Consider the following 18870-nt stretch of genomic DNA (forward strand, 5'->3'; position numbering starts at 1 on the left):
CGGATGGAGCTGGGGAAGATAAAGGCGCTGCTGGGGATTCCTGAGGCGGACACTTCCCAGGATATCCCCCTGCAGTTTGCCATGGATGATGTGAGGGAGACAATCCTGAACTATTGCAACCTGGATGAGCTGCCGGAAGGGCTGACCTGTACGGCTTACCGCATGACGATTGATTTGTACCGGTGCGACCGGCCGGGAGAGATGGAGGCGCCGCTGGCTGTGGCCGCTATCTCTGAGGGCGACACCTCCACCAGCTTTACCAGCGCGGGGGACGCCCTGGCGGGAGGAAGCCTGAAGGACTACCAGGGGCAGCTGAACCGGTACAGGAGGATGAGATGGTAATGGTAAAACAAGTCGTCAGGCAGGCCAGGAAAATGCACAGGGAGGCTGTGGAGGCCTTCTACGATGGCAGGTGTGGGATTTATGAGATGAGGTCTGAAAAGGACCCGGAGACAAAGGTGACGCGGCAGGTGGAGGCGCTGGTTCAGGACGGCGTCCCCTGCCGCTTATCGTACTCCAGTGTCACACCGGCGATGGAGAGTGGTACGATTACAACAGCAGCACAGACCATCAAGCTGTTCCTGGCGCCGGAGCGGATGATCCCGCCTGGCTGCCGGATTGAGGTGAGCCAGCAGGGGAAAACAGAGAGCTACGGACAGAGCGGAAAGGCAGCGGTCTATTCTTCGCACCAGGAGATACTGCTGGAGCTGTGGCGGGGGTATGCGTGATGGGTAAGAGCGGGAGCTTTGATTTTAGGGAAATTGAGAAGCTGCAGAAGCAGATTGAGCAGATGGAGCGTGACCGTGACCGATTTTGTGAAGCTTGCGCCAAGGAGCTGGCGGCCAGGCTGTTGACCAAGGTTATCAAGCGGACGCCGGTGGGGGAACACTCAAATCCTGTGAGGTTTACAGCACATCTACCGCCAAGGAAAGTTGAATTTAATACGAAAGATGGAAAACATGTTAGTTTCACTGCAAAAGCCAAAGTCAAGCAGGTAAGCTTTAGGGTGGATAAAGGATTGAATGGAGGGACACTACGTCGCGGATGGACGGCACAGTCCAATGGTTCCGGCGCGGAGGGATTAAAATCAAGAGGAATATCTGATTATGTAAACACCTTAATAGTTCATCATTTTGGTGATACCTATGTTATAGAAATTGCAAACCCTGTTGACTATGCGTCTTATGTAGAATATGGTCATCGTACGGCAAATCACAAAGGGTGGGTGAAAGGTCATTTTATGTTGACCATATCAGAACAACAGCTTCAGTCCCAGGCCCCATCCATTTTGGAGAAGAAGCTGACGCAGTATCTGAAAGGGGTATTCAATGTATAACGATATTCTGGACGCCGTTACCCGCAGGCTGAATGAGCTGTTTGGCGATGACTATGAAATATATACAGATCCGGTAAAGCAGGGATTGACGGAACCCTGTTTTTTTGTGCAGATTCTGGAGCCTACAGAGAAGCCTATGATCGGCTGCCGATATTACCGCGAAACCGGTTTTGTCATCCAATACCTTCCCAAAGAAACGCCGCAAACCCTGCGGGAAATGAACCGGACGGCTGAAATTTTGATGGATGGTATGGAGTACATTACCCTGGCGGATGGCAGTCGGCTGCGGGGAACCGGCCGGAGTATTCGGCCTGATCTGGATGAGCGTTTGCTGACATTTCTGGTCAGTTATGGCATGTTCGTGGTTAAGTCAAGGCAGGAGGAAACGACAATGGAAACGATTGAGATTGAGAAAGGAATGGTGAAATGAAATGGCACTTGGAGGCGGAAGTTTTACAGAGCGAAATAAGGTTTTGCCCGGAGCATACATCAACTTTGTATCCGCTGCGCGGGCGGCGGCGATCCTGTCGGAACGCGGCTATGTGGCTATGCCCCTGGAAATGGACTGGGGCCCGGATGGTGAAGTATTCACCCTGAATGGCTCGGATCTGCCGGAGCGCAGCCTGGAGCTGTTTGGTTATGCGTATCATCACGATAAGCTGAAGGGGATTCGCGATCTGTTCAAAAATGCGCGGACCCTGTACGGCTGCCGGGTCAATGGCGGCGGGATTCGGGCGGCCTGCGATTATGCGACGGCCCGTCATGCGGGGGTGCGGGGAAATGATCTGCGCCTGGTGATCAGCCAGACGGGGGAGCGTTACACGGTCAAAACGCTGTTAGATGGAAATGAAATGGATGTCCAGGAGGTATCCGAGGCGGCGGGTTTGGTGGACAATGCCTATGTGACGTTTAAGAGAGAGACGGCTTTGCAGGCCACCGCAGGAGTTCCTTTGACAGGCGGAACCAACGGGAAGCCGGCGGAAGCAGATTATCAGAAGTTCCTGGACCAGATCCAGAGCTATTCCTTCCACGCGCTGGGGTTGGTGTCGGATGACGAGGCTGTGAAAAAGCAGTTTGCCGACTTTACGAAAAGCATGCGGGATGAGATGGGAATCAAATTCCAGACAGTGCTGTTTCGGTATGCGGCGGATTATGAGGGTATTGTGTCTTTGGAGAATTGTCTGGCAGGAAGCGCGGCAGCTGAGGACAGTGGGGCGCCGCTGAGTACCGACGCCTGTTCGCTGGTATACTGGGTAACAGGAGCGATTGCCGGCTGCGCGGTCAACGCCTCCAATACCAACAAGACCTACAACGGTGAATTCAAAGTTGATACAGCCTATACCCAGAAGGCGCTTGAAGAGGCGATTAAGGGTGGCAGATTCATCCTGCACCGGGTTGGCGATGAGACCCGCGTTCTGGAGGATATCAACACGCTGGTGACCTATACGGAGGAGAAGGGCAAGGACTTTTCCAGCAATCAGACCATGCGTGTGCTGGACCAGATTGGCAATGATGTTGCGGCCCTGTTCGGGAACAAGTATCTGGGCAAGATCCCAAACGATGAGGCCGGGCGCGTGAGCTTTTGGAACGATGTGGTGACGTATTACCGGGAGCTGGAGAAGATCCGGGCCATTGAGAATTTCAAAGCGGACGACATCGTGATCGCCAAGGGAGAGGGCAAGAAGTCCATCGTCGCCAGCTGCCCGGTGACGCCGATCAGTGCGATGGCACAGCTTTATATGACTGTGGTCGTGCAGTAGAAAGGAGTGAGAGACTATGCTGAATAATCCGATTATGAACGCCAAGGACGCCATCAGCGCGTCGCTGGCGGAGTGCTTTATCACCATTGAAGGAAACCGCTATAATTTTATGCAGGCCATCAACCTGGAGGCCAGTATCGAGAAAACCAAGTCTGAGATCCCGATTCTGGGAAAGACCGGGAAGGGGAACAAGACCACCGGCTGGAAGGGCAGCGGATCGGCCACGTTCCACTACAACACCAGTATTTTCCGCCAGCTGCTGTACCGGTACAAGGAGACCGGGGAGGATGTGTATTTTGACATTCAGATTACTAACGAGGACCCGACCAGCAGCGTCGGACGGCAGACTGTGATCCTGAAGGACTGCAATCTGGACGGCGGGATTTTGGCCAAGTTCGACGCGGACGCGGAGTACCTGGACGAGGATGCTGATTTCACCTTTGAGGATTTTGAGATTCCGGAGGTGTTTGGAAATATGAGCGGAATGCTGTGAGAAAGAGAGGATGAGTGAATATGGGAGATTTAAGCAGATTTTTGAAAAAGAATAAGAAGACCAAGGAGAATCTGAGGTTGGCGGCCACAACGACTTTGACGGACGAGAAAGGGAAGCCACTGACATGGGAAGTGCGTCCACTGACCACAAAGGAGGACAATGCGCTGCGGGAGGAGTGCACCGTGGACGTTCAGGTGACAGGCAAGCCCGGTATGTTCCGCCCGAAGTTTAACGCCAACCGTTATCTGGCGAGAATGGCCGCGGCCTGCGTGGTATACCCGAACCTGAACGATAAGGAGCTTCAGGACTCTTATGGAGTGATGGGGGCGGAGCAGCTGATCCAGGAGATGATTGACGATCCCGGAGAATACAATCTGTTTATGAACCGTTTGCAGGAATACCACGGATTCGACCAGTCTTTCCAGGAAAAGGTGGATGAGGCAAAAAACTAATTGATGGAGGCGATATGGAGGCGAACATTGCCTACTATTGCCTCCATAAACTTCACAAATGGCCCCATGAGTTCCTGGACCTTGAGATCCAGGAACGGGCCTATGTGGTGGCAGCTGTGCAGATGAAGCTGGAGAAGGATAAGAGGGAAGCACAAAAAATGAAAAAGGGTAAGAAGCGGTAGATAAGCCTCTGGTGAAAGCGCTTGTTTTATTTGCAAATCCGTGGTCAACTTTTAAGTATGTCGAGTGTATGCTCTTGTATGGCGGTTGCAAGTTTAAACTGCATTTCCTGCATTATGGGTATTACTTCAGATTTAGAAATATGGTTGCAATCTGTTATACGCAAAAAGAGATCTCCGCTTTTAGAGGTGGCAACTCCAAAAAAATCTCCAAGAATAGCACATGCTTTCAACTGATTTTCATAGGTTTTTAAAATTTTAGGAATATTAACCTCGTCTTGTTCAAGAAACGCTGTGTAAAGTTGGAGTTTGAAGTCGGAAAGGCCTTTATCATACTCTTGTTTCCAATCCATTCCAATTCCTCTGGGAATGACTTTGCTCAGCTCATTTTTGCAAACCAATCGATATGCTTCATTTAAACGTCTTTTGTAAATACAATCCAAGCAATGATCTTCTAGCTCCAGGTTTTTGGTCATTGATAGTGGCAAATCAGCGATAACCTCCGTACCTTTGGCAGTTAGTATATACCGTTTTGTTTGGCCATTAAGAGTGGCGGAGAGCTGTTCACTGGAAACATTTGTTTTTATACGTTGTATAAGTTCCTTTTTTTTGCCCGCAATACCAAGATTGTATTGCTTTAAAATGGCTTTGAGCTCAATAACGGTTAAAAAGTCAAGTTCCATAAAAGCGTCAGATATTTGTAAGTAATGATTGACTATCAACCTGGTCATGGTTGCTTCAAAATCTAAAGAATATTCGTAAATCCAATAGGCATTAACAGTCGGATTTTCGACAGACTGTCCATTCATTTGCTTTAAAAAAGCTCTCTCTACGGAAGACAATGGAGAAGTATCCACATTGTGAATATTCAGCTCAAATGGATTGAATTTATGGATGCGCTGCTGACGTTCGTTATATAAACGATCGGATCGTTCTTGTGCGATTCGGTCTAATTCATCAATCGTGGCACTACTGTTAAGTGGGGTTTCTTCAATGATTTGGTGCGTCATTTGCTGTTGGCTCATAGAATCCTCATTAAAAGAAGGGGATCTTGGTGGAATTGGTTCTGGATTTACTGGTTTGAATAGAGAATCAGGTTCTTTTTTATCGCTGTTCTTTAAAAATTTGAATATGTTAAGCATTTTAAACACCTCCTGGAATCATTTTACTATGAGCAAACCTTAACGACAATAGAAAATCTGCTGACAGGGGGAAATATATTGCGAAAGGAAGTGAGTCCATGGCAGGGATAAGTTCTTCAATCCAACTGGCGGATCGGATGACACCAGTGCTGCAGTCAATCACAACGGCAATGAATATGATGGTGGGTAGCATGACTGCTGCGCAGACTGCATCAGATGTGGGGTTTAATCCGGAACAAGCGTTGGCGATGCAGCTTGCGGTGGCCGGTGCTTCTGCACAGTTGGCGCAGTATCAGGAAGAATTGGAAAATGTAAAAAATACTCCGGTAGCTGCACCGGATCCACCGGAATGGAACAGTGTATCGAACCAGCCGGTTTTTATGACCAGTGGAGCAGAACGATTTGAGAGCGAATATCAGGCTGCCGCTGCTGCTGCACAACAGCTAATCCAAAACCAAAAAGCAATTTCAGGTCAAGCTGTGCGTATGAAAGCTGTGCCGCCAGGAATGATCAATGATGTGGCGACAACTGAAATTCGTATGCAGAGCCTAACCAACCGTATCCAGAAATTGAACAGCATTCCTGTAAAATTCCGCACAGAGCAGACAAATAATGAATTGGAAGCTTTGCGTGGCAAATTATCTCAGGCGGTCAACGTGCAAGGGCAATTAAATGCTGCAATGGGACGAATGGATATTTCTGCTACCAATGCTGCTTATCAGCAACTTAATTCCATTATGGATTCCACGGAGCGGGATATAAGGGAGAATTTTTCGGCTCAGGAGCAATTTAACAGATCTGTCAAGGGCGGTCAGTCCGCGGCAGGAGGTCTGGAAAGCTCAATCAAGCGCTACGCGGCTATGTTGATCAGCGCAGCCACTGCGGGAAAGGCAATCTCACTGGCAGATCAGGTGACACAGACAACCGCCCGCTTGGACCTGATGAATTACGGTCTGGATACTACAGAGCAGTTGCAGCAGAAAATTTTTCAATCAGCGCAGCGTTCGCGAGGGGCATATCAAACAACGGCGGACGCGGTGGCAAAGCTTGGTATGCAGGCACGAGGGGCATTTTCTTCCAATGATGAGTTAATTGCGTTTGCCGAGCAGTTAAATAAATCGTTTGTCATCGCAGGAACCAGCGCCCAGGGCGTAGATTCTGTTATGCTTCAGTTGACGCAGTCCATGGCTTCCGGAAAGCTCCAGGGGGAAGAGCTGAATGCAGTGCTGGACAATGCCCAGCCTATTGTACAGAATATCGCAGATTATATGGGGGTTCCGGTTGGACAGATCAAGAAGCTGGCTTCTGACGGCGCTATTTCCGCGGAGATCATAAAGAATGCTATGTTTGCGGCAGCTGATGAGACAAACGCTAAGTTTGAGAAAATGCCGCTGACATTCGGTCAGGTGGCGAACAATATTAAAAACCAGGCGTTGATGGCGTTTCAACCTGCTTTACAGCAGCTTAGTGCGGTGACGCAGACAGAAGGATTCAGCACGCTTACGGAGAGCGTAACCAGTGCAATTCAGACATTGGCCGGAGGCGCAGTACAGGCTTTGAATTTGATGGGGCAGGCGGCGGTATTTGTCCAGGAGAACTGGTCCTGGCTTAGTCCGGTTATAGGTGCTGTGGCAGGGGCGATTCTTGGATACAACCTTGCTGCCGCGGCGCAGGTCGTTTGGTCAGGGTTGGCAACGGCAGCTACTGTTCTGCATACGTTGGCCACACAGGGCTTGACAGCCGCGCTTCTTGCTTGCCCGCTTGTGTGGGTGGCGCTTGCCATTGGCGCAGTCGTGGCAGGCATAGTGGCGTGGGTTAATCATGTCGGCGGCCTCAAAGTAGCCTGGTTGACCTGTGTAAACACAGTTCTAAGCCGGGTCGACATGTTAAAACTTGGCTTTACCGTCGCTTGGAACGCCATCCAGAACGGAATTGACACCATGCAATACGGTTTTGAAGCCTTTAAAGCAGGAGTGCTGAATGCTATCGGTAATTTGAAAGTCAAAGGCCTTACACTCCTCCAGGATTTCATCAATGGTGCGATTGATCGTGTCAATGCGTTCATCGAAACAGTCAACCAGATTGCCGGGACATCGATTGAAACAGTTGCTCATGTCGAATTTGCTACTAGTGCAGCGGTTGAGGAAGAGGCTAACCAAAAACAACGTGCCGCTGATTTGGCTGCATTAAAGGAGAAGAATGCAGCGGACAAGCAGGACAGACAGCAACAGCTGGCGGAGCAGCAGCGGCAGGCAGATAGAGCGAGAATGGAACGGCAGGCGGATATTGCGGCTGCAAAAGCGGAGGCAGAAGAAAAGAAAAACGCTAAAAAAACAGCGGAAGAGGGGAATTACAACCCAGAAGCAGCTTCGGTGGGAGACATTGCCGGAAATACAGGAAAAACCGCTGCCAACACCGCCGCTATAGCCGATTCCATGGACATCATGGACGAGGACTTAAAGTACATGCGCGACGCCGCCGAGCAGGAGATCATCAACCGCTTCACCCTGGCCGAATTAAAGGTAGACGTGAACAACAATAACACCCTTACCAAAAAGGCCGACTTCGAGGATCTGGGCGCGTTTATGAACACTTTCACCAGCGGAGTCCTGGCGGCCGCAGCGGAAGGAGGACACATCTGATGGCTTATGAGGTATACCTTGACGACATGCTGCTTCCTATCCCGCCCCAGAAAATCCCGATCAAATATCCCGGCCAAAACAAGACGGCAAATCTGATCAGCGGGGAGGAAATCAACATGCTGCGGCCTACCGGTCTGGCAGAGATCTCTCTGGATATTGTATTCCCTCAAATGGATTACCCGGCAGCGGTCTGGGACGGCAGTGTGGACGACGCAGAAGATTTTCTGGACCATCTCCAGGAACTGAAGGAGAGCAAAGTCCCCTTTGAATTCATCGTGATCCGCGATGGCCCCGGCCGGCTCCATTCCTTTGACACCAATCTGGATGTAACCCTGGAGGACTACAAGGTGTCTGACGACGTGAAGGAGGGATTCGACCTGGCAGTCTCCATTTCATTGAAGGAATACCGGAACTATGGCACCAAGATCATGAATTTTACTCTGATTGAAGACCAGAGTGTCCCGACAGCCAGTGAGTCGGAGCCTGAGCGCAAGGGTCAGCCGGATGAGGTTGGCGCCTATACAGTTGAAAACGGGGATAATCTGTGCAAGATTGCGAAGAAACTGCTGGGGGACAGTAACCGCTGGCAGGAGCTTTATGACCTGAATCGGGACAAAATCAGCAATCCAAACCTGATACGTCCAGGCCAGATCCTTACGATCCCGACATAAAGGCAGGTGAATATAATGGATGTACATTTATATATCCAGAACGGCCAAATGGTTTATGAACCAGTGGCTCTGGACAGCGTTACCTGGGAGACGAAGCGCAAGGGTGAGGCGGGAAAATGTTCCTTCACCCTGCTCCCGGACAGCCGCCTGAAAATAGAAGAGGGAAATGCAATCCGGGTGGACGTAGGCAGCCAGCCGGTATTTTTTGGCTTTATCTTCGAACGGAGCTGGAACGGCAACGGTCAAGTGAAGGTGACTGCTTATGATCAGCTGCGATATCTGAAAAATAAAGACAGTTACAATTATGAGGCCAAGACGGCAACCGAGGTGATCCGCATGATCGCCGGTGATTTCCTTCTGAACGTGGGAGAGCTGGAGGATACCGGCTATGTAATCGAGTCCCGGAATATGAAGGACAAGACGCTGTTTGATATTATTCTGGACGCCCTGGACCTGACCATGATCTACACCGGGAACATGTTCGTTTTCTACGATGATGTGGGAAAGCTGGCGCTGAAAAATATCACGAATATGAAGCTGGGAATCACGGTCAACGATCAGACTGCCCAGGATTACGATTTCAAGATCAGCATTGACCAGAACACATACAATCAGATCAAACTTTACCAGGACAATGAGCAGACAAAGAAACGAGATGTGTTTATGACAAAGCACACGGAAAATATCAACAAATGGGGGATTCTGCAGTTCAACGAGAGTGTTGACAAGGGTGTAAGCGGCCAGGAGGTGGCGGAGCGCTATCTGGCCATGTACAACCAGCCAACCCGGAGCTTGTCCGTCAAAAATGCCTTTGGAGATATCCGGGTGCGCGCAGGTTGTCTGCTGCCGGTATTTCTGGACGTACGGGAAATGCAGCTGCAAAATTATCTGCTGATCGAAGCGGTTACCCATAAGATTGATCAGGGAATCCATACAATGGATTTAACGTTGAAAGGAGCTGGTATCAATGCCTGACAACCAATGGATTGATAATATGAAACGGATCATGCTACAGGCCGTGGAGGCCGGTGATCCCTGTGACCTTCTTCCCGGCACGGTGGTGTCGGTCTCCCCAGCCGCTGTGCAGATTGATCAGAAGACCACAGTAAAGGGCGGCCAGGTGCTGGTACCCCAGCGGCTCACGGATCACACAGAGACGATGGTGATCCCGGAGTTGGGAGAGGTGTCCGTGACGGTAAAAAGTGGATTAAAACCGGGAGAGCAGGTGCTTCTGTTACAGAAAAAAGGTGGCCAGCAATACCTTGTGTTGGACCGTTGGTAGAGAGGAGGTGCAGACATGCTGCCGGATACAGGTAATATTTTAAAACAGGACTTTACCGTCCGTAAACAGCCATCCAGGACATACCGGCTGAAAAATGACAGGGTCTTGGGATATGTGGACGGCCTGGAGGCAGTAAAGCAGGCGGTGAACTGCATATTAAACACGGAGCGGTTTGAACATGTTATCTACAGCTGGAATTATGGCCGGGAGTTTTCAAAGCTGTACGGCCGGTCTCAGGGAATGTTGGAATCCAAAATAAAGAAGAGAATCAAAGAAGCGCTGACGCAGGATGACCGGATCCGAAGCGTCGGGGCTTTTTCATTTTCTCGAAGCGGAAAGCAGCTGCTTGTGACATTTACGGTTTCCTGCGATCAGGGAGTATTTGAGGCTGAAAAGGAGGTGGACACGGGTGTATGAGAACGTAACGTATGAAGATATTTTAAAACGTATGCTGAGCCGGGTTTCGGCCGATCTGGATAAGCGGGAAGGGTCCATTTTATACGACGCCCTGGCTCCGGCTGCTATGGAAATGCAGATGATGTATACAGAGTTGTATGCCGTTTTGAATGAATTATTTGCAGATACCGCCGGCCGTGAGTATCTGGTCAGGCGGGCCGCGGAGCGCGGGTTGACTCCAAAGGCATCCACCTATGCAGTATTAAAGGGCGAGTTTGATGTGGATATCCCCATCGGAAGCCGCTTCTCCTTGGAAACGCTGAACTATGTGGCGGTGGAACGAATTGCTCGCGGTCAGTACAAAATGCAGTGTGAGACCATAGGCACAGCGGGGAATATGCTGTTTGGAACGCTTATTCCAATCGAGTATATCCGAGGATTAACCAAGGCAGAGCTGACGGAGCTGTTGATCCCAGGGGAGGATGAGGAGGAGACGGAGCGGTTCCGGCGGCGCTATTTTGACAGTCTGAATTCCCAGGCGTTTGGGGGTAATATTGCAGATTACAGGGAAAAGGTGAACGGTATATCCGGCGTGGGAGGCGTTAAGGTGTATCCGGCGTGGAACGGTGGGGGAACGGTAAAACTGGTTATCATCGGTTCAGACTATGGGGTCCCGTCAGATGAGCTGATTCGAGCGGTAAAAGATACCATTGATCCGGAAGTGGATGCCGGGAAGGGGTATGGCCTGGCGCCCATTGGACATGTGGTGACAGTAGAGGGGGCAGCGCAAGAGCAGATTTCCATATCCGCCACGATTGTTTACCAGACAGATTATAATTTCGAGCGGTGCAAGGAGGATATTTTTAAGGCGATTGATACCTACCTGCACGAGCTCAATATGACCTGGCAGGATGACAGTCAGACGATTGTGCGGGTTTCACGGATTGAGGGAAGGCTGCTGGATATCGAAGGGATCATGGATGCCTACGATACGACGATCAACGGCAAATCGGGCAACTACGCGCTTCTTTCAAGTTCAATCGCAGTCAGGGGGGATGTGAGTGGATAAACGGGTTGAACAGTCGGAGCGGGTATTGGACCTGGCCGGGTACGTGCCGGAGTTTTTGCGGGATGTGACAGAATTCAGGCAGCTGTACAGTGCCCAGGAATATGAGCTGAAACGGCTGTACGGGAAAATGGACGAGCTGTGGAAGGACAGCCTGATTCCATCCGCCACCATTCAGGGAATTAAGCGGTTTGAGCGTATGATCGGGCTGAAGCCGTATCCAGGCGATACGTTGGAGGATAGGCGCGCAGCGGTATCCCTGAAATGGAACCAGCAGCTTCCCTACACGATTCCCAGGCTCAGGGAGCGCCTGGAGCTTGCCGTGGGGGAGGTGGGGTATGAATTGTGGGTGAGGGAAAATGCATACGAGCTGGAGCTGTGGATACTGGACCAGCCGTATCGTGTTTTGCAGGACCTTCGGGATATGACGAGGCAAATGATCCCGGCCAATCTGGTGTTTGTTTTTGCGGGGAAGTATCCTGGGGAAATGTCCGCGGAGGTTACGGTAGGAAGCCGGATGGAGCTGGCGGCGGATTTCTTCGCCAGGTACAACCGGGAATTTCTATATTTGGATGGGAACTGGCTGCTGGATGGAACCTATCTGCTCAACGGATATAAGGAGATCGAGGGGCTGGATCTGTACCCGGCCAGGACAACAATCCAAAGCGAATGGCGGTGTCTGGTGACGTCCTTATGGGCATGGGGATACGGGACCGGCGCGGGGGTAGCGCCTGGAACCGGAACGGATCTGCGGATTACCGGCGCTGCGGCCAGGCAGCCGATGGGAGATGGTAGACTGGGACTGGAGTGGACGCAGCCGGTGGCGCTGGAGATGGATTGCCAGCTGCGGGTGGAACATAATCTGTGGTATCTGGACGGGGCCACGCTTCTGGATGGAAGCAGTTTTTTGGATGCGGAAATATTTGAATATGACCTTTGAGGTCTTGAAAGGATGGTAAATATATATGGCACAAGGAGTAATCACGGAGATCGGACGTAAGAAGCTGTGCAGGGCCCACTCGGGCGATCAGACATTGCCGGCAATTACGCAGATGGCGTTCGGCAGCGGAGGCGTGGACGCGGACGGAAATGTAATCGAGACAACCGGGGCGGAGACGGCGCTGAAAACGGAGCTGCTGAAAAAGGATGTTGACAGCCACAGCTACACCAACGAGAAGGAGACAACCTGCCGGTATACGGTGCGGCTTTCCAAGGCGGAGTTGGCGAACCAGAACATTTCCGAGCAGGGGCTTTTTGACGCAGATGGGGATCTGGTTGCCTACAAGACATTCCTTCCCAAGGGCAAGGACGACGACATGGAATTCATCTTCGATATGGATGAAATATTTTAAGGAGGCGCAAAGATGGCGAATTTTCCGATTACAGAAAAGCCGCAGTTTGCGGATACCATGGAGCAGATCACGGCTCAGGACAGAGCTGCGCCGGACACGTTCAACCCGCGGTATCAGACCCTGCTGGACAATGATAATTATCTGCGGGAGCAGGTGGCGCGTCAGGATCGCACGACTGTGGTCACCCTGCCGGCGGCCGGCTGGTCCGCTGCGGCCCCGTATACCCAGCGGGTGGCGGTGCCCGGGATCCTGGCGACCGACAACCCGGAGCTACACCCGTACACACCGAAGGATCTGGCTGCGGAAGAGTTGAAGCTGCGGCAGAAATTCACGGGGATGATTACGGATGGGGATACTGAGGACGGATATGCGACGTTCTACTGCGGTGTCAAGAAGCCGACGGCTGATTTTCCTGTACTTCTGAAAGGGGTGAGCGCGAGTGAGTAAGATGATTATCAACGGCGGCGCCGGCGGGACCGGATCGGACGAGTGCACGGCCCGGCTGGCTGATATTCCAAAAGGCCTTAAGGCCGTGGCAGCCGATAGCAATGACGAGGCCGGAGTGGGTACTATGGCGCTTACAGGAAACGCCCAGGCAGGTCATGTGCTGGCCGGGGAGACGTTCTACACTAATAACTATAAGACCAAACTGACTGGCACCATGACGGTCAACAGCCTGCTGTCTTTTAGCGTTGCCGCCTATTCAGGACGCCGCGTATTAGCGAAATGGCAGAACCCGAATCAGGCGGCAGGGAAACCATTCAGCGGCGTGATCATCCGGTATTCCACCAGCGGATATCCTGGGACAACCGGCGGGACACAGATTTACAAGGGGGCCGGGAATAACACGGCGGCCGGAGCCTGGTCGCAGGCGTACCTTGACATGCCGTCCCTTAACACAACCTATTATTTTAGCTGTTACCCCTATGTAACAATAGGGGAGGGGGAAATTAATGGTGTGGTAAGAAATGTAACCTGTAAGACATCGGGTGAGCTCAACAAAACGTTTACAGCCTCCGGCAGTTATACAATCCCTGCGGGATATACAAAAATGGATCTGTTTGCGGTAGGTGGAGGCGGAGGAGGATGCTCTTCTTATTCTCAAAGTAGCGGAGGAGGTGGAGGCTATACCTCTACAACACTGGGATATTCTGTGGTTGGCGGCACAACATTAACGATCATTGTTGGATCAGGAGGTGCAGGAGCTGCATACAATCGCACAGATTCATTCGGAACAGATGGGGGATCGTCCTCTATATCAGGAATAGTGTCAGCAGCTGGCGGCCGAGGGGGTGGATCGAAGACCGGTGGTTCTGCAGATATGCGGAGTGGAGCATATTGTAACGGGGGTTCTGGCGACGGTGAAACCAATCAAAACTCCGGTTCCGGCGCAGATATGCCAGCCTATAAAGGTGGAAATGGTGGATCAGACGGAGGCAACGGGCAAGTATCTTACAACTGGCAATCATATCAGGGATGTCGCGGCCAGGGGCGTACAACAAGAGCCTATGGTAGTAAGACAGGAACATTATATTCAGGCGGAGGCGGAGCAGGAGATTCGTCCAGCGGAGGATACGGAAATAACTCACAAGGTATGGGAGGGGCCGGGGGAGGAGGAAATGGTGGGTTGATCAATACATATACGGATAAACAGAAGTCTGCAACAGCAGGTAGCACTAACACTGGTGGAGGTGGGGGTGGGAGTACAAAAGGTGGTCAACCAGGTGGCTCTGGGATTGTGTTAATGAAATTATATTAAGGAGGTTTTGACAATGGCAGAAATAAGCTATGCATACATACAGGTAGACGGCAATGGAGCCGTACAGAACATTGCAATGTTCGAGAATTATGAGGACGCGAATCGGATCACCCGGGCGGTATATGGCGACCAGGCATTTGCGGCAGAATACCGCTATGCGGTCCGTCCGGGTGGAATAGACCGGTTCCATGATGGACGGTTCTGGATGGTTGCTGAGGATGGCACGGAGACGGAGGCTGAGTACATCCCGACGGAACAGGATAAGATCAACATGCTGCAAGCAGAGAACGCACAGCTGAAGGAAGAGAGTAATGAGCTTACATTGGCAATGGCTGAAGTGATTGGAGGTGGCGTATATGCTGAGTAACATCCAAAAGAATATCCTTGTTCGGGCGCTACGGATCCGGCAGAAGAGCGGAGAGAATCCGGCAGAAGCCATAAAAAGCTACGTCAAACTGACCGATCAGGAGCAGGAGGAGGTACTGGCAGAATTAGAGGGAGGGCGCGCAGATGGGTAAGATAATCATACATGGGGGGGGGGGGCATATCTCTTGAAGATGTTACCGCAACCCAGAGCGATTTAATCAAAGGAAAAACAGCATACTTACAGGGCCAGGATGATCCGCTCCCTGGAACATTAGAGCTGACCGGGAACGCCCAGGCGGCACATGTACTGGCTGGGGAAACATTTTATGCAACGGACCCCAAAGACAAACAAACGGGGACAATGACGGTCAATAGTCTACTGTCTTTTAGCTGCGCGCCGTATTCCGGGCGGCGCGTATTGGTAAAATGGCAGAATCCCAAGGCGGCGAGCGGAAAACCTTATAGCGGGGTGTATATCCGCTATAGCACGAGCGGAAATCCTGGTAAGACCGGCGGAACCCAGATCTATAAGGGGGCCGGGAATAATACAGTATCGGAAGGGCAGTCACAAGCTTACCTGGACCTTCCAGCATTAAGTACGAAGTATTATCTGAGTATCTACCCGTATGTGACATGCAGTGCCGGGGAAATGACCGGCGCGGTGATCAATGGGACCGTGACTACCTCAGCAGTGCTCAATAAGACCTTCACCGCAGGAGGAGGTTACACGATTCCGGCAGGATATACCAAGGCCGATTTATTCGCAGTTGGCGGCGGCGGTGGGGCCGTAAATACATATAATCATGGGGGCAGTTATGGGGGATCTGGCGGTTACACCAAAACAGTAAAATCTATTGCTGTGTCCTCAGGGCAAGTGCTTAATATGACCATAGGTGCCGGCGGAGTCAATAACACAAATGGCGGAGCTACAAGTGTTACAATGAGTGGTGTTGTTTTATGCTCAGCCAACGGCGGATCATATGGTAAAAATTCATACGATACCGGCAATGCTGGTGGTTCCGGGGGCGGGCAATTTGGCCCATATACTGACAATGCGGATCATCTGGAGGGATATCCAGGAGGAAGTGACGGAGGCGACGGGTACCCGCTGAATACTAATTATACCGCAAAAGGGCAGGGAACGACGACCAGAGCATGGGGAATCTCAACTGGGACATTGTATGCTGGAGGAGGAGGTGGAGGCAGTGAATTGCGTTACTATGCCGGAGGAGCCGGGGGAGCCGGAGGAGGCGGAACTGGCGGAAGTGGAATATCCGGAGCTACCTATCAAAGAAATGGCACAACCAATACTGGAGGTGGGGCCGGTGGGGCCGGATACTACAGTACAGCGGAAGGGATTGGGGGATCCGGAATTGTACTGTTGAAATTATATTAAAGATAGTTGATTGCGAAACAGGTATTCAATCCTGATTCCAAATAAGGAAGCCACTTTGCGAAGCAGGAGGACCTGAATAAGTGGGATGTATTCGGATAATGGCGCACATTCATAAGCCATACGTTTTATGGAGTTGGTAAGTCCTATGCAATTAAAGATTTTAACGTCCGTATGCATTCATGCTTATGAATCTTATCTGCGAGAACCACACCGATTAATTGTGTAATGCCTGCGAGGATTAGGTCGGCATGAAGTGTTTTCTCATTTTGGGTTTTACGTCCGGCCAGACAGAAGCAGTCTTTTAAGTGATTGATAGACCGCTCCACATAGGTTCTGGTTTTGTAGACCTTATTCCATTCGTCAGTCCCTCGCAGAATACCTGGATAGGCACGAAGATTTTTCTCTGGATAAATGTAAATCATTCTGCCACAGGAAGACGTGGTACATGGGTTGTCACATTTACAGAGCCGGTGATAGTTTCCAGAAGAAGGATCTTTTATCCAAACAACTTTGGGACAGACGAATTTGTATCGTGTGACGCCGCTTTTAAGCTTACAGGTTCCTTCGTATTTCATTGGAAGAGAGGGATCCTTTGGACAACAGGGAATCCCGTTTTCATCAATGGTATAGTCAAGGTTTTCAAGATGTGCCCTGGAGTTCAAAGGAATATAGGCTTTCTTGAAGTGCCTGCCATTACCAAAGGTATCCCCGGAAAGAAGTTCCTTGTACAGGCGGACCGAATCAAAGGCGGAGTCACCAAGGAAGGTGTCAGGCCGGATCAGAGGATGTGTAGCGAAAAAGTCCTGAAGAGTAGGAATCAAGAGCCTTGCGTCATGGACAGATTTGTCCTCATCAGGCGAATCGGATTTCTTAGAAATGGTAATTTCAGGATGCTTCTCAAAGAAAGCTTTGTTGTAGAAATCAATGTGCCGGATAATGCCGAGGCCATTAGTAACAATTCCTATCTTATAGGCGTAACAGAAATGCCCATCGATATAGAGCTGTTTGATCTCCGGATTGGCAGCTGAATGTGAGGGCATGGAAGCATAGGCAGCTTTATATGGATCATAAGAATCGTCAAAGCCTTTGGATTTTGCATACGCTTTTAGCTGTTTAATGATGCGGTTTGCGTATTTAGGATTGTTTTCAGTAACCCAAGCTTCTATACCAGAAGAATCGAAGATAGTCATACTGGCTTTGGAAGAGTCAATCGCCTGACAGATAGGTTCAGTGAGGTCAACAAGGCGTGAGAAAACATCTTCGAGTTCAGGAAGAAAATCCTGTTTGAAGCGGGTTATCTTAGAAGCATCGGGGACTTTGTCAAAGCCACAGAATTCTCTGAGATGTCTGGAATAATGAAGGAAAATAAGCAGTAACGAGTCAGTAGGAATAGAAAAAATACGTTGAATGATTAAGGCCCATAAAAGGGCGAACAAAGGGTATTTGCGGGTTCTGCCCGTTGATGCATAGAAACGCTTCCGGAAGGAAGCAGGGACAATTTCAATAAGGTCAATATGGGATTGGAGCAGTGACAGGAAAGCAGGTTTGTCAGATTCATAAATATCCTGGCAACATGAAAAAATATCTGCCAAAGAAAGCTGATTGTATGGTATCATATAGGTACAACTCCTTTCAGGTGGATATGGTTGATTGTTACTGGACATCTCAATTTTACCATAAACCTGTGAGGAGTTGTTTTATTTTGACAAAGAAAAAAGCCCGAATTTATGAGGGCTGTGGCGTTTCGCAAACGCCTAATTATATTAAAGAAAAGGCGAGGTAAAAAGAAATGAAATTTTTGGACAAATGCAACGCGGCGTACGGTGCCATTGTGACGGTCCTGGTGGCAATCCTGGGACCCTATTGGTATATTTTTGCAGGCTACCTGCTCTCCAATGCCTTGGACTGGCTCACGGGCTGGTATAAGGCCAGAAAGTTGGGGAAGGAATCGAGCAAGACGGGGTTGAAAGGCATACTGAAAAAGATGGGCTACTGGATCATCATTCTGATAGCTTTTTTGATGCCGAAAATGTTTATCAGCCTGGGACATGATATCCTGGGAATCAATCTGGATTTTCTATTGCTGTTTGGGTGGTTTACGCTGGCGTGTCTGCTGGTGAACGAGATCCGCAGTGTTTTGGAGAATCTGGTGGAGTGTGGTTACAATGTGCCGGAGTTCCTCATCAAGGGCCTGGCCGTAACACAGAAACTTATAAATGCAGAAACTGAAAAGACGAATTAGGAAAGGAAGGTAAAATTATGCCCGAAATCAACACCAACAACATGACACCCGAACAGCTCAACGACCACATCAACGGCCATCCCGGCGGGAAGGGCCCGGCTACCTACTGCAGCCACACCGTCCCCTACGGTCCGGCCACCGGCCAGGAGGACTCCCGCGCCCACGATCCGAACCCCAATGACGGCAGCCCGGACAAGCCGGCCATGCCGCCGGTTAAACCCCGGCCGCACCACAACAGCGACCAGGACCCGGAACACGGGCCGGGCGTGAAATAGGCTGTTGCGAGATCGCAACGGTTGTGACGTCACAACTTTTCAGCCCTGGGGGATCCCGGGG

At 50.6% G+C, this 18870-nt stretch carries 24 protein-coding genes and 1 pseudogene; 23 read left to right on the plus strand and 2 right to left on the minus strand.

Annotation, left to right across the window (positions count from 1 at the left end; all coding sequences use genetic code 11):
• Positions 1 to 3: 3 nt before the first annotated feature.
• From ACK2JC_RS22905 to ACK2JC_RS22940, 8 genes are read left to right on the plus strand one after another with little or no spacing between them, the layout of a single operon-like run.
• The gene (locus ACK2JC_RS22905) at positions 4 to 342 is read left to right on the plus strand and encodes a hypothetical protein (protein ID WP_368272022.1); all 339 of its coding nucleotides are present in this window, start codon (positions 4 to 6) and stop codon (positions 340 to 342) included.
• Complete coding sequence (locus tag ACK2JC_RS22910) at positions 336 to 728, plus strand: hypothetical protein (RefSeq protein ID WP_368272021.1); 393 nt, start codon at positions 336 to 338, stop codon at positions 726 to 728. Before ACK2JC_RS22905 ends, ACK2JC_RS22910 begins: the two co-directional genes overlap by 7 nt.
• Positions 728 to 1336, plus strand: a complete 609-nt coding sequence (locus ACK2JC_RS22915) for an HK97 gp10 family phage protein (protein WP_368272020.1) — start codon at positions 728 to 730, stop codon at positions 1334 to 1336. The genes ACK2JC_RS22910 and ACK2JC_RS22915 overlap by 1 nt, the downstream gene beginning before the upstream one ends.
• Entirely contained in the window at positions 1329 to 1766 is a 438-nt protein-coding gene (locus ACK2JC_RS22920; RefSeq protein WP_368272019.1) for a DUF6838 family protein, read from the plus strand. The genes ACK2JC_RS22915 and ACK2JC_RS22920 overlap by 8 nt, the downstream gene beginning before the upstream one ends.
• A gap of 1 nt (position 1767) precedes the next feature.
• A complete protein-coding gene (locus ACK2JC_RS22925) occupies positions 1768 to 3096 on the plus strand; it encodes a phage tail sheath family protein (protein ID WP_368272018.1) in 1329 nt (442 codons plus the stop codon).
• A 16-nt stretch (positions 3097 to 3112) separates the two neighbouring features.
• Positions 3113 to 3589: a phage tail tube protein gene (locus ACK2JC_RS22930; protein ID WP_092371388.1), complete on the plus strand. Its 477-nt coding sequence runs from the start codon at positions 3113 to 3115 to the stop codon at positions 3587 to 3589.
• A 20-nt stretch (positions 3590 to 3609) separates the two neighbouring features.
• Positions 3610 to 4041 carry a phage tail assembly chaperone gene (locus ACK2JC_RS22935; RefSeq protein WP_276949803.1) on the plus strand — a complete coding sequence of 144 codons (432 nt, stop codon included), beginning with the start codon at positions 3610 to 3612 and terminating at the stop codon, positions 4039 to 4041.
• Positions 4042 to 4055: 14 nt separating this feature from the next.
• Positions 4056 to 4223, plus strand: a complete 168-nt coding sequence (locus tag ACK2JC_RS22940) for a hypothetical protein (RefSeq protein ID WP_166435107.1) — start codon at positions 4056 to 4058, stop codon at positions 4221 to 4223.
• A gap of 44 nt (positions 4224 to 4267) precedes the next feature.
• On the opposite strand, the gene ACK2JC_RS22945 is transcribed toward ACK2JC_RS22940, so the two are convergent.
• Positions 4268 to 5362 (minus strand): SAP domain-containing protein, encoded by a 1095-nt coding sequence (locus ACK2JC_RS22945; RefSeq protein ID WP_092371382.1) that lies wholly within the window; start codon positions 5360 to 5362, stop codon positions 4268 to 4270.
• Positions 5363 to 5460: 98 nt separating this feature from the next.
• Between ACK2JC_RS22945 and ACK2JC_RS22950 the strand changes: the two genes are divergently transcribed.
• The 13 genes from ACK2JC_RS22950 (at position 5461) to ACK2JC_RS23010 (ending at position 16292) form a co-directional block, all read left to right on the plus strand.
• Positions 5461 to 8004: a tape measure protein gene (locus tag ACK2JC_RS22950; RefSeq protein WP_276949805.1), complete on the plus strand. Its 2544-nt coding sequence runs from the start codon at positions 5461 to 5463 to the stop codon at positions 8002 to 8004.
• Complete coding sequence (locus ACK2JC_RS22955) at positions 8004 to 8675, plus strand: LysM peptidoglycan-binding domain-containing protein (protein WP_092371376.1); 672 nt, start codon at positions 8004 to 8006, stop codon at positions 8673 to 8675. Before ACK2JC_RS22950 ends, ACK2JC_RS22955 begins: the two co-directional genes overlap by 1 nt.
• Before the next feature lie 15 nt (positions 8676 to 8690).
• The gene (locus ACK2JC_RS22960; protein ID WP_092371373.1) at positions 8691 to 9650 is read left to right on the plus strand and encodes a hydrolase; all 960 of its coding nucleotides are present in this window, start codon (positions 8691 to 8693) and stop codon (positions 9648 to 9650) included.
• Entirely contained in the window at positions 9643 to 9957 is a 315-nt protein-coding gene (locus tag ACK2JC_RS22965; protein ID WP_092371371.1) for a DUF2577 domain-containing protein, read from the plus strand. The genes ACK2JC_RS22960 and ACK2JC_RS22965 overlap by 8 nt, the downstream gene beginning before the upstream one ends.
• Before the next feature lie 15 nt (positions 9958 to 9972).
• A complete protein-coding gene (locus tag ACK2JC_RS22970; RefSeq protein ID WP_092371368.1) occupies positions 9973 to 10374 on the plus strand; it encodes a DUF2634 domain-containing protein in 402 nt (133 codons plus the stop codon).
• Positions 10367 to 11422, plus strand: coding sequence for a baseplate J/gp47 family protein (locus tag ACK2JC_RS22975; protein ID WP_092371365.1), 1056 nt, complete (start codon positions 10367 to 10369; stop codon positions 11420 to 11422). The genes ACK2JC_RS22970 and ACK2JC_RS22975 overlap by 8 nt, the downstream gene beginning before the upstream one ends.
• On the plus strand, positions 11415 to 12359 hold the full coding sequence (locus ACK2JC_RS22980; protein WP_092371362.1) for a putative phage tail protein: 945 nt from the start codon (positions 11415 to 11417) through the stop codon (positions 12357 to 12359). The genes ACK2JC_RS22975 and ACK2JC_RS22980 overlap by 8 nt, the downstream gene beginning before the upstream one ends.
• Positions 12360 to 12384: 25 nt before the next feature.
• Positions 12385 to 12771, plus strand: a complete 387-nt coding sequence (locus ACK2JC_RS22985) for a phage tail protein (protein ID WP_092371360.1) — start codon at positions 12385 to 12387, stop codon at positions 12769 to 12771.
• A 12-nt stretch (positions 12772 to 12783) separates the two neighbouring features.
• Positions 12784 to 13218, plus strand: coding sequence for a hypothetical protein (locus ACK2JC_RS22990; RefSeq protein WP_118756410.1), 435 nt, complete (start codon positions 12784 to 12786; stop codon positions 13216 to 13218).
• Between the two features lies 1 nt (position 13219).
• Positions 13220 to 14530: a glycine-rich domain-containing protein gene (locus tag ACK2JC_RS22995; protein ID WP_411338527.1), complete on the plus strand. Its 1311-nt coding sequence runs from the start codon at positions 13220 to 13222 to the stop codon at positions 14528 to 14530.
• A gap of 13 nt (positions 14531 to 14543) precedes the next feature.
• A complete protein-coding gene (locus ACK2JC_RS23000; protein ID WP_092372108.1) occupies positions 14544 to 14897 on the plus strand; it encodes a hypothetical protein in 354 nt (117 codons plus the stop codon).
• Complete coding sequence (locus ACK2JC_RS23005; protein WP_166435116.1) at positions 14887 to 15048, plus strand: hypothetical protein; 162 nt, start codon at positions 14887 to 14889, stop codon at positions 15046 to 15048. Before ACK2JC_RS23000 ends, ACK2JC_RS23005 begins: the two co-directional genes overlap by 11 nt.
• A 497-nt stretch (positions 15049 to 15545) precedes the next feature.
• Positions 15546 to 16292: a glycine-rich domain-containing protein gene (locus ACK2JC_RS23010; protein ID WP_411338528.1), complete on the plus strand. Its 747-nt coding sequence runs from the start codon at positions 15546 to 15548 to the stop codon at positions 16290 to 16292.
• Between the two features lie 238 nt (positions 16293 to 16530).
• On the opposite strand, the pseudogene ACK2JC_RS23015 reads toward ACK2JC_RS23010, so the two are convergent.
• Positions 16531 to 17908, minus strand: a pseudogene (locus ACK2JC_RS23015) (transposase).
• Positions 17909 to 18081: 173 nt separating this feature from the next.
• On the opposite strand from ACK2JC_RS23015, the gene ACK2JC_RS23020 reads away from it, so the two are divergent.
• Both ACK2JC_RS23020 and ACK2JC_RS23025 read left to right on the plus strand, forming a co-directional pair.
• Positions 18082 to 18534 carry a phage holin family protein gene (locus ACK2JC_RS23020; RefSeq protein WP_092369887.1) on the plus strand — a complete coding sequence of 151 codons (453 nt, stop codon included), beginning with the start codon at positions 18082 to 18084 and terminating at the stop codon, positions 18532 to 18534.
• A 17-nt stretch (positions 18535 to 18551) separates the two neighbouring features.
• The gene (locus ACK2JC_RS23025; protein ID WP_368274700.1) at positions 18552 to 18809 is read left to right on the plus strand and encodes a hypothetical protein; all 258 of its coding nucleotides are present in this window, start codon (positions 18552 to 18554) and stop codon (positions 18807 to 18809) included.
• Positions 18810 to 18870: the final 61 nt, after the last annotated feature.

The sequence above is a fragment of the Enterocloster lavalensis genome, assembly GCF_046603895.1.
Classification (GTDB): Bacteria; Bacillota; Clostridia; order Lachnospirales; family Lachnospiraceae; genus Enterocloster; species Enterocloster lavalensis.